This window comes from Deefgea tanakiae, from assembly GCF_019665765.1.
Taxonomy (GTDB): domain Bacteria; phylum Pseudomonadota; class Gammaproteobacteria; order Burkholderiales; family Chitinibacteraceae; genus Deefgea; species Deefgea tanakiae.
The window spans coordinates 1,035,012-1,052,210 of the sequence record NZ_CP081150.1; the positions used below are offsets into that span (position 1 = coordinate 1,035,012).

General features: G+C 48.7%; 15 protein-coding genes. 8 read left to right on the forward strand and 7 right to left on the reverse strand.

Going from position 1 to position 17,199, the window contains the following annotated elements; genetic code table 11:
- Window positions 1-55: 55 nt before the first annotated feature.
- Window positions 56-934 (reverse strand): beta-1,6-N-acetylglucosaminyltransferase, encoded by an 879-nt coding sequence (locus K4H28_RS04935; protein ID WP_221007276.1) that lies wholly within the window; start codon window positions 932-934, stop codon window positions 56-58.
- Between the two features lie 347 nt (window positions 935-1,281).
- Here K4H28_RS04935 and K4H28_RS04940 point away from each other — a divergent pair, with 347 nt between their 5' ends.
- Genes K4H28_RS04940 through dxs form a run of 3 tightly spaced genes read left to right on the forward strand, consistent with a single transcriptional unit; the run spans window position 1,282 to window position 4,338 of the window.
- Window positions 1,282-1,521 carry an exodeoxyribonuclease VII small subunit gene (locus K4H28_RS04940; RefSeq protein ID WP_221007277.1) on the forward strand — a complete coding sequence of 80 codons (240 nt, stop codon included), beginning with the start codon at window positions 1,282-1,284 and terminating at the stop codon, window positions 1,519-1,521.
- A gap of 4 nt (window positions 1,522-1,525) precedes the next feature.
- Window positions 1,526-2,428, forward strand: coding sequence for a polyprenyl synthetase family protein (locus K4H28_RS04945; protein ID WP_221007278.1), 903 nt, complete (start codon window positions 1,526-1,528; stop codon window positions 2,426-2,428).
- 41 nt (window positions 2,429-2,469) lie between these two features.
- A complete protein-coding gene (gene dxs / locus K4H28_RS04950) occupies window positions 2,470-4,338 on the forward strand; it encodes a 1-deoxy-D-xylulose-5-phosphate synthase (RefSeq protein WP_221007279.1) in 1,869 nt (622 codons plus the stop codon).
- 53 nt (window positions 4,339-4,391) lie between these two features.
- Here dxs and K4H28_RS04955 read toward each other — a convergent pair whose 3' ends face one another.
- Window positions 4,392-4,667, reverse strand: coding sequence for a cupin domain-containing protein (locus K4H28_RS04955; RefSeq protein WP_221007280.1), 276 nt, complete (start codon window positions 4,665-4,667; stop codon window positions 4,392-4,394).
- 126 nt (window positions 4,668-4,793) lie between these two features.
- Here K4H28_RS04955 and K4H28_RS04960 point away from each other — a divergent pair, with 126 nt between their 5' ends.
- Both K4H28_RS04960 and trhP read left to right on the forward strand, forming a co-directional pair.
- Window positions 4,794-5,009: a (2Fe-2S)-binding protein gene (locus tag K4H28_RS04960; protein WP_203570283.1), complete on the forward strand. Its 216-nt coding sequence runs from the start codon at window positions 4,794-4,796 to the stop codon at window positions 5,007-5,009.
- 513 nt (window positions 5,010-5,522) lie between these two features.
- A complete protein-coding gene (gene trhP / locus K4H28_RS04965; protein WP_221007281.1) occupies window positions 5,523-6,893 on the forward strand; it encodes a prephenate-dependent tRNA uridine(34) hydroxylase TrhP in 1,371 nt (456 codons plus the stop codon).
- Window positions 6,894-7,029: 136 nt separating this feature from the next.
- Here the strand turns inward: trhP and K4H28_RS04970 are convergent, their stop codons facing one another.
- The 5 genes from K4H28_RS04970 to K4H28_RS04990 form a co-directional block, all read right to left on the reverse strand.
- A complete protein-coding gene (locus K4H28_RS04970) occupies window positions 7,030-8,283 on the reverse strand; it encodes an SEL1-like repeat protein (protein ID WP_221007282.1) in 1,254 nt (417 codons plus the stop codon).
- A gap of 143 nt (window positions 8,284-8,426) precedes the next feature.
- Window positions 8,427-8,846, reverse strand: a complete 420-nt coding sequence (locus K4H28_RS04975) for a hypothetical protein (protein ID WP_221007283.1) — start codon at window positions 8,844-8,846, stop codon at window positions 8,427-8,429.
- A 134-nt stretch (window positions 8,847-8,980) separates the two neighbouring features.
- Complete coding sequence (locus tag K4H28_RS04980; protein WP_221007284.1) at window positions 8,981-9,331, reverse strand: ArsC family reductase; 351 nt, start codon at window positions 9,329-9,331, stop codon at window positions 8,981-8,983.
- A gap of 47 nt (window positions 9,332-9,378) precedes the next feature.
- Window positions 9,379-10,524: a PilT/PilU family type 4a pilus ATPase gene (locus K4H28_RS04985; RefSeq protein WP_221007285.1), complete on the reverse strand. Its 1,146-nt coding sequence runs from the start codon at window positions 10,522-10,524 to the stop codon at window positions 9,379-9,381.
- Between the two features lie 24 nt (window positions 10,525-10,548).
- Window positions 10,549-12,207 carry an AMP-binding protein gene (locus K4H28_RS04990; protein WP_221007286.1) on the reverse strand — a complete coding sequence of 553 codons (1,659 nt, stop codon included), beginning with the start codon at window positions 12,205-12,207 and terminating at the stop codon, window positions 10,549-10,551.
- A gap of 212 nt (window positions 12,208-12,419) precedes the next feature.
- Between K4H28_RS04990 and rimP the strand changes: the two genes are divergently transcribed.
- The 3 genes from rimP to infB all read left to right on the forward strand — a co-directional run bounded on the left by rimP (window position 12,420) and on the right by infB (window position 17,172).
- Entirely contained in the window at window positions 12,420-12,854 is a 435-nt protein-coding gene (gene rimP, locus K4H28_RS04995; protein WP_221007287.1) for a ribosome maturation factor RimP, read from the forward strand.
- A gap of 64 nt (window positions 12,855-12,918) precedes the next feature.
- Window positions 12,919-14,391 carry a transcription termination factor NusA gene (gene nusA, locus K4H28_RS05000; protein ID WP_221007288.1) on the forward strand — a complete coding sequence of 491 codons (1,473 nt, stop codon included), beginning with the start codon at window positions 12,919-12,921 and terminating at the stop codon, window positions 14,389-14,391.
- Between the two features lie 18 nt (window positions 14,392-14,409).
- Window positions 14,410-17,172, forward strand: coding sequence for a translation initiation factor IF-2 (gene infB / locus K4H28_RS05005; RefSeq protein ID WP_221007289.1), 2,763 nt, complete (start codon window positions 14,410-14,412; stop codon window positions 17,170-17,172).
- Window positions 17,173-17,199 lie beyond the last annotated feature (27 nt).

Genomic DNA, 17,199 nt, shown 5'->3' on the forward strand with positions numbered 1-17,199 from the left:
AGTCTTCTGTCGATAACGTGGCTGATAAGTCATCGTAGACTGCTCAAGCGCCAGCTTAAAGGTGTGTGCTCTTTTTTTGTTGTTGATGCAACAAGTCCAATGCATGCTCAGTTGCGACATCAGCACTAAATTTACGCGCAAATAATTCAGGTCGATTGTTGAGTGTTTTTATTTCATCAGCTTGAAATGTTTTAGGTGACCATGCGCCTTTATTCCATTCGAGATGGCGCATAGATTTGGGGTTGAGTTTGTTCGCCAAACCGGTGTGCATCAGCACAGTTTGAAAAAACATTTCATCGGGCACGAGCGTGCGCTTAAAGAACGCAGTGACGTTTGGATTGATTTCTAACCAACTTAACATTGTTTTGCAGGCGCGCTCACTGAGTATCCACCATTGAGACCCAGCGTGAATCGCTTGTAATGGGCTGGGCAGCTGACGTTGAATGCCGCAGGCATTAGCCCAGCGTTGAATTTTTTGCAGTGCTTTACCACTGGCTTTGCCATTTAGCGCTTCAAAGTGCCAAGCGCGGTAGCGATAGGCTACATCAAATTCGGCGGCGGGTTTTAATTCGATAAAGCCAGCCTCTTGGCTGGAATTCAAGAACTCTGTTATGTATTCATTGCTATGAATTGGGTAGTCTTGTCCAGAGAGTAATACCCCCCAGTCGAATCCATCTTGTATTGCGGCTTTGATTAGCCTTAAACTGGCATCCACTAATGAAAAGCCGCCCCAGCGACACGGTTGGCGGCCGATGAAGGTTGCATTGCAGTGGATATTTTTTACCGCAGCCTTCATGGACGTATATGTCTCAGTCGGCGTATTGGCATCGATGTGAATATAAAAGTGCGTGTTGGCCGTATTGAGTTGAGTGACGAGACGCGCTAGTTGCTCGGCTTGAGCGTGCGCAAGAATAAAATAAGCGATGCGGGGCATGATGGAGCGGATGGGCGATTCAAAGTGCATCTATTCTAGCAGTCTGCCTGTGTAAGAGCGTGTTTTATGCTGCGCTGTATGTTTGTGCAGAAAGGTCAAATGCCGCTCAAATCCTTGTAGGGGGACGTGTTCGCTACGGTTGCTGTGTGTTGGGTGGTTCGTTTTGATGGTAGTGGTCATTTTAAACTTCGTGCGAAGACGTAGTTCGCAATGCGTAAATAACAGAATTGCTGTTTTCAACGAGGCGGCAAGGGTACAATGGCTTCCTTTTTACCCTTCGCGGCTGGCTTGACGGCTACGCGGTGGGTCGTTATCGTTCCACGACTTTTCATTTTAGGCCCAGGATAATGGCGAAAGCAGCAAAATCGGTGGCGTTGCCAGAGAATTTCGAACAAGGCTTGGCCGAATTAGAGGGTTTGATTGCTCAGATGGAAGGCGGCAATCAGCCGCTCGAAGCGAGTTTGCTCGCTTTTCAGCGCGGGACTGAGTTGCTGCGCTTTTGCGAAGGCAAATTGTCGGCCGCCGAACAGCAGGTTCGTGTGCTGGAAGCGGGCGAGCTGCAAGCTTTACCGACTGCTGGAGTTTAAGTCGATGTCTTTTAATACAACAAATTTCAAAGCTTGGATGAGTGAAGTTCAAGCGCAAATGGAAAAAACACTGTCTAGCGTGCTGCCATCAAGCACGCACCTGCCAGAACGTCTGCATGACGCGATGCGTTATAGCGTGCTCGACGGTGGGAAGCGAGTGCGGCCTTTGCTGGCATTCGCGGCGGGCGCGGTGGTCGATGCGCCGGTTGAGCGCTTGCAGTATGCGGGTTGTGCAGTCGAATTGATTCATGCCTATTCTCTGGTGCACGATGATATGCCGGCGATGGATAATGATGTGCTGCGCCGTGGTAAGCCGACGGTGCATGTGGCCTACGGTGAAGCAACGGCTTTACTGGCAGGGGACGCCTTGCAAACCGCAGCTTTTGAAGTGCTGTCGAATCGTACTTTGGCGGATAACGCGCAAGATCAACTGCAAATGATTCGGATTTTGGCGAACGCCTCGGGCAGCTTGGGCATGTGCGGCGGGCAGGGCGTTGATTTATATAGCGTTGGGCAAGAATTGACGCTGCCGCAACTGGAAATGATGCATATTTTGAAAACTGGCGCGCTGATTCGCGCTTCGGTTTTGTTGGCCTCGTATTGCGGTACGCCACTGGCTGCTGATCAGCGCGAAGCACTCGACCATTACGCCAAATGCATAGGACTCGCGTTTCAAGTGGTGGATGATATTCTTGACTGCGAAGCCGATTCGGCAACGCTGGGCAAAACGGCAGGTAAAGATGTTGCCAATAATAAGCCGACCTATGTCGCTTTATTGGGCATGAAAGGTGCCAAAGAAAAAGCCTCCGAACTCAAAGCATCGGCGTTGGCCTCGCTCGCGCCATTTGGTGAAAAAGCAAATATGCTTAATGCCCTTGCTGGGTATATTGTTGATAGAAAATATTAATAAGGCTTGTAGGGGTATACCCCGTGCAAGGCAAGGTAGACATGAAATACCCATTGCTTGATACCATTCAAATTCCTGCTGATTTACGCCAGATTGAGCGCAAAGATTTGCCAGCGGTTGCGCAGCAATTACGTAGTTATCTGCTCGACTCCGTCAGTCAAACCGGTGGCCACTTCGCGTCGAATTTAGGCGCGGTCGAGTTAACCGTCGCGCTCCATTATGTCTTTGACACGCCGCATGACCGCTTGGTGTGGGATGTGGGCCACCAAAGCTACCCGCATAAAATCCTTACTGGTCGCAAAGACCGCATGGGAACGATGCGCCAAAAAGGCGGTTTGGCGGGTTTTCCTAAGCGCGAAGAATCTGAATACGACACCTTTGGTGTTGGCCATTCTTCGACGTCGATTGGTGCGGCGCTGGGCATGGCCGAAGCTGCGCTGATTAAGGGCGAAGCGCGCAAGGCAATCGCAGTGATTGGTGATGGCTCGATGACGGCAGGGCAGGCGATTGAAGCTTTGTTTAATGCCGGGCATCGCGATGAAATCGATTTGTTGGTGATTTTGAACGACAACGAAATGTCGATTTCGCCGAATGTCGGTGCTTTTAATAATTACCTCGCCAAGTTATTGTCGGGCAAGTTTTATAACGGCATTCGTAATGCATCAGGCAAAGTGCTTGATGCAGTGCCGCCACTGAAAGAGCTAGCGAAAAAAGGCGAAGAAAGTGTCAAAGGCTTTTTGACTCCGGGTACGCTGTTTGAAGAGATTGGCTTTAACTATATCGGCCCAATTGATGGGCACGATATGGAAACACTGGTGGCGACTTTATCGAATATTAAAGAATTAAAAGGCCCGCAGTTTTTGCATGTGGTTACCAAAAAAGGCAATGGGTATAAGCTCGCAGTCGCTGATCCTGTTAAGTACCATGCAGTTACCCCATTTAATCAAGAGGCAGGTGTTTGCGGTAGCAAAGGCGGCAAGCCGAACTTTACGCAAGTGTTTGGCGAATGGCTCTGTGATATGGCTGCTCGTGATGAGAAGTTGGTTGGTATTACGCCGGCGATGCGTGAAGGTTCTGGCATGGTGCGCTTTCATGCTGAATATCCAACGCGCTATTTTGACGTGGGTATCGCTGAACAGCACGCGGTCACGTTTGCGGCGGGCTTGGCCTGTGAGGGTTTAAAACCCGTCGTTGCAATCTATTCGACCTTCTTGCAGCGCGCCTACGATCAATTGGTGCATGACGTGGCTTTGCAAAATCTAGATGTGACCTTTGCGATTGATCGCGCGGGTTTGGTTGGCGCTGATGGCCCAACGCATGCAGGCAGTTTTGATTTATCGTTTATGCGCTGCATCCCGAATTTGGCGATTTTAGCGCCGGGCGACGAAAACGAATGTCGCCAAATGCTCTACACCGCATATCAATATAATGGCCCCGCAGCAGTGCGTTATCCTCGCGGCTGTGGTTTGGGTGCTGCGGTACAAAGCGAAATGAGCTTGTTGCCTTGGGGTAAGGGCGAGATTCGTCGCCAGGGCATCCAATTTAACGGTAAGAAAGTCGCCATTTTAGCCTTTGGTACCGTGCTCGAGCCTGCTATGGCTGCGGCAGAGGGCTGTAATGCGACGGTGGCGAATATGCGCTTCATTAAGCCGCTCGATACTGCGCTGGTGCTGGAGTTGGCCGCAACGCATGACCTGCTGGTGACGGTGGAAGATAACGCCATTATGGGTGGGGCAGGTAGTGCTGTGCTGGAAGCGTTGATGCTGGCGGGCGTGATGAAACCGGTATTACAATTGGGCTTGCCTGATAGCTACGTTGAGCATGGCGAACAAAAGCAAATCTTAGCTGACTGTGGCCTAGATGCGGCGGGGATTGCTGCGAGTATAGAAGCCAAGCTGGCGTTTTTATAGTGCGCATTTCTGTTTTAAAGAATAAGCCCTGCGATGCAGGGCTTTTTTATTGCTTAGCTGAAGTTGTAGTGCTTGCGTAGATTCTGCGTGATCTGCCATGTGCAACTCATTCCCGTTGGGAAGATCGCTAAATCGCCAGCACTAATCGTTACCGGCTCGCCGCCGTCAGGTGTTACCGTCACTTCGCCGGCAATCAGAAAACACGTTTCGCTTGAATCGTAAGTCCATGGGAATGTGGAGGTGTTTTTTTCCCAAATCGGCCAGTGTGCTATTTTGAGTTCGGCTTGGCGAGCAGTAGAAATTTGGCGTTCGATGTGGATTTGCTGCATGGTACTTCCTTGGTGGATTCGATGTGCTGATTTTACGCCGACCGTTTGTCGTTGCTGCAAAAAATCCACTTGGCAAAACAGAATAATTTTATGATAATGAGAATAGTTGCTAATAAGGTTCTCATTATGATTGTTTGTGTTTGCAATAATGTCAGCGATAAAGCCATCCGCAAAGCCGTCGAGCAATCCGGCGTGCGCACCTATATCCAATTGCAGCGTGTGACCAGCGCGGGGACTTGCTGTGGTAAATGCGGCAGCTGCGCCAAGCAAGTACTCAATGAATCCGTTGAGCAATACGAAGCAGCCATGCTTGCTGATTTGCAGGATGTTGCATTCGCTTAAACGTACACAGCTACCCCTGAATTCCAATAAAACCGAGCCCTTGTGCTCGGTTTTTTCTTATCCACCGTTCGATTTGTCGTTTTCCCCATTCATTATGCTTAAGTCTGTTAGTGAGCTGTGAATAAGTGATCTAGTGCCTTGTTTCAGTTTAATAAAATGCCGCTGGTCAAGATTTAGGCAGGTGCAAGGTCTAATTCACATCACAAAGGGATAGTCGTGTGAGTAGGCTGTGGATAGGTCGCTTAAGCGACTGTTTTAATGTGGTTTTAATGGTTTGATTAAAATATAGGCGGCAAACGGTCAATTTTGCCTTGAAATCCATATTTTATGAACTAAGGCAGGGCTTGGGATAATTTGCTGATTTATCCCAGAAAAAATTAGTTAGGGTGTGAGTTGCTTGTGGGTAAAACAATCAAGTAACTGATTTATATCATTTTTTATTGTCTGACTGTTTTTTGTGCAGGCTTGTGCGGTATAATCGCCGCCTTTCCTGTTTTCAGTATGCGACACACAATGACCCTCAAAGCCCCTGAACTCTTATTGCCCGCCGGTACGCTCGATAAAATGAGCGCCGCTTATGATTTTGGCGCCGATGCCGTTTACGCCGGTCAGCCGCGATACAGCCTGCGTGCGCGCAATAATGAATTCAAGCTAGAGCAAATTGGTCAAGGTATCGAAGAAGCCCACGCGCGTGGCAAAAAATTCTTTGTCGCCAGCAATATCTTGCCGCACAACGCCAAAGTGAAAACGTATCTGGCGGATATGGAGCCAGTCATCGCGATGAAGCCGGATGCACTGATTATGGCCGACCCGGGCTTGATTATGATGGTGCGTGAAAAGTGGCCAGAGCAAGTGATTCACTTGTCAGTCCAAGCCAATACGGTCAATTACGCTGGCGTGAAATTCTGGAAATCAATGGGGCTGGAACGCGTGATTTTGTCGCGCGAATTGTCGCTCGATGAAATCGAAGAAATTCGCCAATTGTGCCCAGATATGGAGCTTGAAGTATTCGTGCACGGCGCGCTGTGTATTGCGTACTCTGGCCGATGCCTATTGTCGGGGTATTTCAATCACCGCGACCCAAATCAAGGTACCTGTACCAATGCCTGCCGTTGGGACTACAAAACGCACGACACTGTGGAAGACGACGCGGGTGATGTGCAACAGAAAGAGCAAGTAATTCAGTTTGACTTCCAAAAAGCGATAAACGAAGCGAATCAGGCATTTGCTCCGACATCGGCTTGTGGCGGTCAAGAGCGCCATCCGCTAGCGGATAAAACGTATTTAATCGAAGAAGGTAATCGCCCGGGCGAGTTGATGCCGATTATCGAAGACGAACACGGCACTTACATCATGAACAGTAAAGACCTGCGCGCGGTGCAGCACATCGAGCGTTTGGTCAAAATGGGCGTGGATTCGCTGAAAATCGAAGGACGCACTAAATCGTTGTACTACGTGGCGCGTACCGCGCAAGTCTATCGCCAAGCGATTGACGACGCCGTTGCCGGCCGCCCATTTAATCCTGCCTTGCTCGCCGATTTGGATGGCTTGGCTAATCGCGGTTATACCGATGGCTTCTATCAGCGTCACACCACGCACGAAGCGCAAAACTACCTCGATGGTCACTCTAAAGCCAAACGCAGCCAATACGTTGGCGAAGTACTCAATATACAAGACGGCTGGGCTGAAATTGAAGTGAAAAACAAATTTTCAGTCGGCGATTCGCTGGAAATCATCCATCCAAGCGGCAATATCATTGTGAAGTTGGAACAAATTCGCGGTAAGAGTGGCGCATTGGTTGAGTCGGCATTAGGAAGCGGCGCAAAAGCCGCAATTCCGCTGGATGCTAAGTACGAAAATGCATTGCTGGCAAGATTGTTTTAATTGCTGATGACTGTAAAAAAGCCGCTGAAAAGCGGCTTTTTGTTTGAAATGATCGGCTATCGACCCAGAGCGGTCACTACAATGCAACCGAAAGTATAAAACTGCTCAGGCTAGAGCAGTTTTATATTGTAAGAATTTACTGTTTATTTTTTAGGTAAACTGCGATGGCTCTGTTCAAATTATTTGGCTTAGCCATTTCACTGCTTAATCGCTGACTTGCTTTAACTTGTGCGGGTGACATCTTTGACAAGGCAACATCTTTATTATTAGCAGCTATCTTATCTACCGTAGCAAGATGAAACAGCGCATATGCCACGACCCAGTCCTGCGGCACTCCTTGACCGTCGGCGTACATCGTCCCAAGGTTAGAGAGCGCATCGGGGTCGCCTTGCTCAGCGGCCTTACGATACCAACTCACGGCTTGGGCATTGTCTTGCGTTACACCTTGACCGTTGTCGTACATCACACCGAGGTTGAATTGTGCAATAGCATTCCCTTGCTCAGCTGCCTTACGAAACCAAGTCAAGGCTTGGGTGTAGTCTAGAGTTGCACCTCTACCGCTGTAATACATCACGCCAAGGCTGTATTGCGCTGTTGCATCGCCTTGCTCTGCGGCCTTGCGATACCAATTCACGGCTTGGGCGTAGTCTTGAGGTGCGCCTTGACCGATGTCATACAGCTGTCCGATGTTGAATTGCGCACTGGCATTGCCTTGCTCAGCGGCTTTACGATACCAACTCACGGCTTGAGCCTCATCTTGCGCTACACCTTGGCCTTTGGCGTGCATCGCACCGAGGTTGTATTGTGCATCGGCAACGCCTTGCTCAGCGGCCTTAAGATACCAACTCACGGCTTGAGCCTCGTCTTGTGCTATACCTTGGCCTTTGGCGTACATAACGGCGAGATTGAATTGTGCATCGGCAACGCCTTGCTCAGCGGCCTTACGATACCAACCTCCAGCTTGAGCGTAGTCTTGCGGTACGCCTCGACCTTTACCGTACATCACACCGAGGTTGAATTGCGCATCGGCATTGCCTTGCTCAGTGGCCTTACGATACCAAATCACCGCTTGGGCATAGTCTTGCGTTACGCCTTCACCGATGTCATACATCACACCGAGGTTGAATTGCGCAATTGCATCGCCTTGCTCCGCGGCCTTGCGATACCAATTCACGGCTTGGGCGTAGTCTTGAGGTGCGCCTTGACCGAGGTCGTACATATAGCCGAGGTATTGTTGCGCACTTGCATTGCCTTGCTCAGCGAGCGTTGAAAACTCTTTGAACGCTATTGTGTAATTTTTAGCATTGTAAGCAGCGATGCCTTCGTTGATTCCAGCGTGTGAACTTGTAATGCAACTTGCTAACAGCGCGGCGTGAATGATTTTTTTCATTGGTTAAGTTCAAAAAAAAAATTTGATTGGGATTTACATGCTGATTCGTGATGAGCCAAATACGGATTTCTTAGTTTTTCAATTAATCCGCCTTTGACCGACTTAAGCTACTGCGCTCGACCCAAAGCAGACCCCGCACACCGTTACGATTCAGGTAGCCCATCCGATTCTACCCATAAATAAATACTGTTTTCTTCGGTCTCTGGGTTGCCAAAGGAGGAATGCAAGTTAAGCAGAAAACCAGCTAAATCCATCGGGTTAATGTTGAGTTCACTCCACAGAGGAAATTGCGCCCATCGAGCTCCCGCATCCAATAATTCTTCTTCTGTAGAATTGCGAATTGCGGTAGTAAGCCTCTTATCTAGGATGTAAAAAGACTCATTTGATAGAAGAATCCGTTCAGCTGAACACGCATTAGAACCTGTAAGTATCTCACTCAGTAACGTCAATGCGCCCCAGTCGGGAATTGATAGGCCAGTGCAAAAGAATCGCTCGCATGCATCTTCCCAGCTACAAGTCACTATTTGCTCTTCTTTGCATACAAAGAAGTCGATTGAAATCATATTTCAACTGCCTTTAGGCGTTACGGAGTGAAATTAACTCTGCCTAATAATTATGAGTCCGCTGTTGGCCGAAAGCGGCTGCATTGGTATATTGTCAAAGGCAATGATTTTGTTGCTCTCTATCCACATACATCTCATTTTTTATTGAGTAATGCTTGATAGATTTCCGGTTTAAAGCCTACTTGGGTGTGCTGCTCGGTCGCTAGTACTGGGCGTTTAATGACTGAGGGGTTGGCGATCATCACGGCCAACGCGCTGTTGGCATCAGTGACGCTGGATTTGGTCGCGTCATCGAGTTTGCGCCATGTTGTGCCTTGTTTGTTGATTAAAGGCTCCCAGCCAATCGCGGTTATCCAAGCTTGGACTTGCTCGGTGCTGAGGCCTTGCTTCTTGAAATCATGCCATTCGTAGTTAAAGCCATTCTCGGTGAGCCAGGTGCGGGCTTTTTTTACGGTGTCACAATTAGGGATGCCAAATAATTTCATACGTTTTCCAAAATAAAAAAGGCCGCCAAGGCGACCATCTGGGTCTGTTAGTGTAGCGATAAATCGAAAGAAATGTCGGGTTCGGCGGGTTTGTTGTTGGCGGCTTTGCGACTGGCTTCTTGTTCTTGCACCGATTGCGCGTTATTGACCATCCATGACAAGTTGGTGGCTGAATCGGCGTTGCGTAGTGCCTCGTCGAGTTCGACTTCGCCATCACGATACATTTTGTACAGTGATTGCTCGAAGGTTTGTGAGCCCTCGGATAGTGATTGCTCCATCGCTTCTTTGATTTCAGAAAGCTCGCCATTTTTGATGAGTTCGGCGATGCGATTGGTGTTGAGCATTACTTCCACGGCGGGTTTGAGCTTGCCGGTGGATTTGCAGCGCACTAAACGTTGCGAAATAATTGCTTTCAGTGATGTGGATAGATCGTAAAGCAATGATTCGCGTGCTTCTTGCGGATAAAAATTTACAATCCGGCTCAGTGAGTGGTAGCTGTTGTTGGCGTGTAGCGTCGAAATGCACAAATGGCCCGCTTGCGCATATTGCATCGCATAAGTCATCGTGGCGCGGTCGCGGATTTCTCCGATCATCAAAACATTGGGGGCTTCACGCATCGCATTGCGAAGAGCGTCGTCGTAGCTGTGGGTGTCTGTGCCGACTTCGCGCTGATTAACGAGTGATTTTTTGTGTTGGTATATGAACTCAATCGGGTCTTCCATCGTGAGGATATGACCGCTGTGGTTCTCGTTGCGGTGCTCCAGCATCGCTGAAACAGTGGATGATTTGCCCGAGCCCGTTGCACCGACAACGAGAATAATTCCGCGTTTTTCCATGACCAAATCCTTGAGGATTTCGGGCATGAACAGCTCTTCGAGTGTGTCGGCTTTGGGTTTAATAAAACGTGCTACTAATGCAACACTGCCACGGCTTTTGAATACATTAACCCGAAAATTGCCAATCCCACTGACGGGAAAGGCAAAGTTCATTTCAAGGTCGCGTTCAAAAGTCGCTACTCGAGCTTCGCCCATCAGTTGATAAGCGAGTTGCTTGACGTGCTCAGCACTGAGGACTTGATTGTTGACGGGGTGGCAAGCGCCTTGAATTTTAATGACTATTGCCGAATCGGCGGCTAAAAACAGATCAGATGCACTGCGTTCGGCCATAAGTTTAAAAAACGGCAATAGATTCATTTTGTTTCCTTGGTGCGAATGTATTTAATTGCGAAGCTCTCGGCGCAAAATTTTACCTACATTCGATTTAGGTAGGCTATCTCTAAATTCAATGACGCGCGGAATTTTGTAGTTGGTGAGCTGGCCACGGCAAAATTCGATGATTTCTTCGCTGGTCAATTGTGGGTCTTTTTTGACCACAACGAGTTTGACGGCTTCTCCTGTTTTATCATCGGCAATGCCAATGCAGGCGACTTCAAGAATGCCTGGATGATTGGCGACTACATCCTCGATTTCATTCGGGTAAACGTTAAAGCCAGACACCAAAATCATGTCTTTCTTGCGGTCAACGATTTGGAAAAAGCCGCTCGGTTTCATAATTGCAATGTCGCCCGTTGCCAAAAAGCCGTCTTCACCCAGAATTTGCGCAGTGTCTTCGGGGCGATTCCAGTAGCCTTTCATCACTTGAGGGCCGCGAATAAAGAGTTCTCCACGCTCGCCTGCGGGAAGGACTTGGCCGGCATCGTCACGGATCTCGCCGGTCGTGAGCGGAATCGGCAGACCAATCATGCCGTTAAATTCCGTGGTGTTCATCGGATTCATCATCGCGGCGGGGGAGGTTTCGGTGAGTCCGTAGGCTTCAACCAAAGGAATGTGCGTGATTTTTTTCCATTTATCGGCTACTGCGTGCTGAACGGCCATGCCGCCACCGAGGGCGAGTTTCCATTTGGAAAAGTCTAACTTTGCAAAGTCTGAATTGTTGAGTAGTGCGTTAAAAAGTGTGTTTACGCCGGTGAGGCAGGTGACTGGGTATTTCTCGAGTGTTTTAACAAAGTCAGGAATGTCGCGTGGATTGGTAATCAATAAGTTTGTCGCGCCGATTTTGGTGAAGACCATGCAGTTCGCAGTGAGTGAAAAGATGTGGTAGAGCGGCAATGCGGTCACAATCATTTCTTTGCCATCAGTAACGACAGGGCTAATCCATGCGTGCGCTTGCTGCATATTCGCGACGATATTACCGTGCGTGAGCATGGCGCCTTTGGCGACACCAGTGGTGCCGCCTGTGTATTGCAAGAAAGCGATGTCTTGATGGTTGAGTTGTGGTTCTTTAAGGGTATTGTCCTGACCTTTTTCAAGCGCGGAGCTTAGGGTTGTATGCCCTGGTAGGGTATATGTAGGGACGAGTTTCTTAATGTAACGAACAACGCTGTTGACGAGTAGCTTTTTTGGAAAGCCAAATAAATCACCTAATTCCGTCACAATGGTGTGTTTTATTTGGGTGTTCTGAATAATTGCTTCGAGTGTGTGAGCAAAGTTGGCCAAAATAAGGATGGCTTCTGCGCCAGAATCATTAAGTTGATGTTCTAGCTCGCGTGGTGTGTACAGTGGATTGACATTGACAACGACATAACCCGCGCGAAGGATGCCAAAAATAGCCACGGGGTACTGCAATACATTGGGCATCATCACCGCAACACGTGAGCCTGTAGGTAGTTTCAGTGTTTGTTGTAGATAGGTTGCAAACTGTATTGATAATCGATCTAAATCACCGTAGGTGATGCTTTTGCCCATGTTGATGAAGGCATCACGATCGCGGTATTTGGCTAGGCTTTGTGCGAAAACTTCGGGGATTGAACTGAATTTTTCAAGGTTTACTGTGTGTGGTACGCCGCTTTGATAGTTGGCTAGCCAAGGCTGGGTCATGATTTGTCTCCAATCGTTGATGTACTTTATGAGCAAAAGCACCCGTGAGACAAGTGCATCTTTATCAAGGAGTATTTCGCCAGCTTATCTTTTCTGTTAGAATCGGGAAAATCCCGTAAAAAATCATGCGGGAGTGCTTTCAGTGGGTTTTATGAATGGGCGCGCAATAGTTTGCAGCCCATTTTTTGTTTGTGGTTTTTGAGAAGGGAAGTATGGCGGTCAATCTGCAATCCGTGTTGGACAGTACCTTACCAGGTCTAGGGTACGAATTAGTCGATTTTGAAATGGGCGAGAAGGGCTTGCTGCGCATTTTTATCGATAAAGAAGGCGGCGTCACCATTGACGACTGTGTGTTGGTGAGCAATCACTTATTACGCTTGTTTATGGTTGAAAATATTCCCCATGAGCGCCTTGAGGTGTCCTCACCGGGATTAGATCGCTTAATCAAAAAACCGGCGGATTTTGAGCGATTTGCCGGAGAGATGGTGAAGGTGAAGCTGCGTTTGCCCTTGCCTGATCGTCGCCGGAATTTAGTCGGCAAGTTGTTGGGCTTGGTGGATGATCATGTGGTGATTGATGTGGCTGGCGAAGAGCTGAAGTTGGCTTTGTCGAGCATTGATCGGGTACGGATCGAACCGCAGTTTTAAGCTGTGTCACCTATTTGGCAAATACTGTTAATTTGGCTTTTGTTTGATGCCGGAGGACTAATTTATGAATCGTGAAATTCTAGTGCTGGTCGAAGCACTTGCGCACGAAAAAAATGTAGAAAAAGAAGTTGTGTTTGGTGCTTTGGAGTCTGCACTCGCTTCTGCCACTAAAAAACGCTACGAAGATGAAGTCGAAATTCGTGTTTCGATTGATCGCCACAATGGTGCGTATCGCAGTTTCCGTGTTTGGGACGTGGTTGAAGACAATGACCACGAAGAGCCATCACGCCAAATCGCGATTACTGATGCGCCGGACTACAGCGCTGATTTGAAAGTCGGTGATGTTTGGGAAGTTGAGTTAGAGCCAATCGAATTTGGCCGCATCGGTGCGCAAGCAGCCAAGCAAGTGATTTTGCAAAAGATCCGTGATGCTGAGCGCGAACAAAACTTGAATGATTTCCTTGAGCGTCGTGAGCATATCGTTTCAGGCAGTATCAAACGTATCGAGCGTGGTAATGCCATTCTTGAGTTGGGCAAGCTAGAAGCAATTCTGCCGCGCGACCAAATGATCCCGAAAGAAAATTTACGTGTTGGCGATCGTGTTAAAGCCTTCTTGTTGCGCGTTGATCGTAATGGTCGTGGCCCGCAATTGGTCTTGTCGCGGATTGCGCCGGACTTTATGGCTAAATTGTTTGAGTTGGAAGTGCCTGAGATTGAAAACAATTTGATCGAATTGAAAGGTGTTGCACGTGATCCTGGCATGCGTGCCAAGATTGCCGTTAAGTCGAACGACCAGCGCGTTGACCCACAAGGCACTTGTATCGGTGTGCGCGGTACGCGTGTTAATGCCGTGAGTAACGAACTTGCTGGTGAGCGTGTAGATATCGTATTGTGGTCGCCTGATGCGGCACAATTTGCGATCAATGCTTTGTCACCTGCTGAAGTGAGCTCCATCATTTTGGATGAAGATACGCACAGCATGGATGTGGTGGTGGATGAAGAAAATCTGGCGATGGCGATTGGTCGTGGTGGTCAGAATGTGAAATTGGCGGCTGAGTTGACAGGTTGGAAACTCAACATCATGACTGTTGATGAAGCTGAGGAAAAGCACGAAGAAGAATTCACTAAGATTCGCGCCTTGTTTATTCAAGCGTTGGATATTGATGAAGATGTGGCCAGTGTGTTGGTGCAAGAAGGCTTCAATACACTAGAAGAGGTGGCCTATGTGCCACTGAATGAAATGCTGGAAATCGAAGCGTTTGATGAAGAAACCGTGAACGAACTGCGCTCTCGTGCTCGTGATGCCTTGTTAACTCAAGCCATCGCGCGTGAAGAAAGACTTGAGCATCAGTCCGAAGACCTGAAGACGCTTGAGGGTATGACCCCGGAGTTGGCTGCGCAATTGGCTGATAACGAGATACGTACCCGTGACGATCTAGCAGATTTGGCGGTCGATGAATTAACCGAAATGACTGGTATCGACGCAGAAACCGCTAAACAACTGATCATGAAAGCGCGCGAACATTTGTTCGCCTAAGGCGCGGGAGAGTAATCTATGAGTGAACCCAAAGTCAGCCAGTTTGCTGCCGAATTAAAAATGCCAACCCAAGAGTTGCTTCAACAATTGAAAGCAGCTGGTGTTGATAAAAATAGTGCCGATGATGTTTTGAGCTCGGATGATAAGCAACGTTTGTTAGGTCATTTAAAGCAAAAACATGGTCAGGCGGGCGATAAGCCCAAAGTTACCTTGGCGCGTAAAGAAACAACTGAAATTCGCAAGACGGATGCCACAGGCAAATCGAAAACGATTCAAGTTGAAGTGCGTAAAAAGCGTGTATTTGAAGCGCCAGAAGCGCCGGTTGCTCGTGTTGTTGAGCCTGTTGCTGCCGTGGTTGCGCCAGCAGCGCCTGCAGCTGCCGTGCCACAAGCTCCTGCAGCACCTGCAATGGTGATTGATGAATCACAGCGCCTAACGCGTGAAGCTGAGTCTCGCCGTCAAAACGAGCTTTATGCTCGTCAAGCGGCAGAAATGGCTGCTAAGAAAAATCGTGACCAAAAACCAGTTGAGCAAGTGGCGCCTGTAGTTGAGGCTGCGCCTGTTGTTGCTGAAACCGTTGCGCCAGCAACATCTGCACCAGCCAAGCAAGCCAATGCACAGCAAGCGAAGCCACAACAACCAGCGCAGCAAGCCAAGCCGCAACAGCAGGCAAAACCTGCTGAAGCTGCTAAGCCTGCCGTGAAACCACACTTGAAGCCAGGTCATGAGGCGCCACGCGTTGGTGCTCGCGTTGATTTCCGTCGTCCAAAAGAGACGCCAATTCACGCCCCAGAAAAAGCGGCTGCACCTGCACCTGTTGCTGCAAAACCAGCGGATAAAAAAGGTGTAACCACTGCACCTAAGAAAGATGAGAAAGGCGGCTGGAATGATGGTCGTCAGAAGAAAGGTATCAAAACCCGTGGTGGCGATACTGGTAATGATTGGAAGTCGAAGAAAGGCGGTAAACGCAATAATGCGGCTGCTCAGCAAGATAATGCCCATGCCTTTGTTGCACCGACAGAGCCGGTAGCGCGTGAAGTTGATGTGCCAGAAACCATTTCCGTAGCAGATTTGGCGCACAAAATGGCCGTTAAGGGCGTTGAAGTCGTTAAGGCGCTGATGAAAATGGGCATGATGGTCACGATTAATCAGGTTCTCGACCAAGAAACTGCAATGATTGTGGTTGAAGAAATGGGCCACACACCTGTTGCTGCCAAGCTTGATGATCCCGATATTTATTTGGATGAAAGCGACAAAACTGAACACGCGATGACGTCACGTGCGCCAGTTGTAACGGTTATGGGTCACGTTGACCATGGTAAAACCTCTTTGCTCGACTATATTCGACGTGCGAAAGTAGCTTCGGGTGAGGCGGGTGGTATTACACAGCATATTGGCGCGTATCACGTTGAAACTGGCAAGGGTGTTGTTACATTCCTTGATACCCCTGGTCACGAAGCGTTTACATCTATGCGTGCTCGTGGTGCTCAATTGACCGACATCGTGGTTCTGGTTGTGGCTGCCGATGATGGTGTGATGCCGCAAACGATTGAGGCGATTCACCATGCGAAAGCAGCGGGTGTGCCAATTGTGGTGGCGGTGAATAAGATTGATAAGCCAGAAGCGAACTTTGAACGTATCCGTCAAGAAATGGTTGCGCAAGAAGTGGTTCCAGAAGATTGGGGTGGCGATACTCAGTTTGTGCACGTTTCAGCGAAAAAAGGCTTGGGTATTGATGAGTTGCTTGATGCGATTCTGTTGCAAGCTGAGGTGCTTGAGCTGACTGCGCCAGTCGATGGTCCTGCGAAAGGGATTATTATCGAGGCACGTTTGGATAAAGGCCGTGGCCCTGTGGCTTCGATGTTGGTTCAGTCGGGTACCTTGCGTAAAGGCGATACCGTGCTTGCAGGTCAAGTTTACGGTCGTATTCGTGCGATGTTGGACGAGAACGGCAAGCCAATTACTGAAGCTGGCCCATCAATGCCAGTTGAAATCTTGGGCTTGTCTGAAGTGCCGTCCGCTGGTGTCGATGCGATGGTGTTGGCTGATGAGAAAAAAGCGCGTGAAATCGCGATGTTCCGTCAAGGTAAATTCCGCGATGTGAAATTTGCTCGTCAACAAGCGTCTAAACTCGAAAACATGTTTGCGCAAATGGCGGAAGGCAATGTTCAAAACTTGCCAATCATCATTAAGGCTGACGTTCAGGGTTCTTCGGAAGCCTTGTCACAAAGCTTGCAAAAACTCTCAACCAGCGAAGTTCGTGTGCAGATCTTGCACAGCGCAGTGGGCGGTATTTCTGAGTCTGATGTGAACTTGGCATTGGCTTCTAAGGCAGTCATTATCGGCTTTAATACACGTGCGGATTCTGCAGCACGTAAATTGGCTGAGAATGAAGGCGTTGATCTACGTTACTACAACATCATTTATGATGCTGTGGATGACGTGAAAGCGGCCTTGTCGGGTATGTTGGCACCAGAGCGCCGTGAGTCAATCATCGGTATGGTTGAAATTCGTCAAGTCTTTGCTGTATCGAAAGTGGGTACGATTGCAGGTTGCTTGGTGATGGAAGGTCTTGTTAAGCGTTCGGCAGGTGTTCGTGTCTTGCGTAATAACTTGGTAATCCATCAAGGTGAGCTGGAAAATCTGAAACGCTTTAAAGATGAAGCTAAAGAAGTTAAAGCGGGTTTCGAATGCGGCTTGCAAATCAAAAACTTCAACGATATTCAATTGGGCGACCAGTTGGAAGTGTTCGAAGTGGTGGAAGTCGCTCGTACGCTGTAATGATGTGAGGTGTTCGGAGTGGGGTGT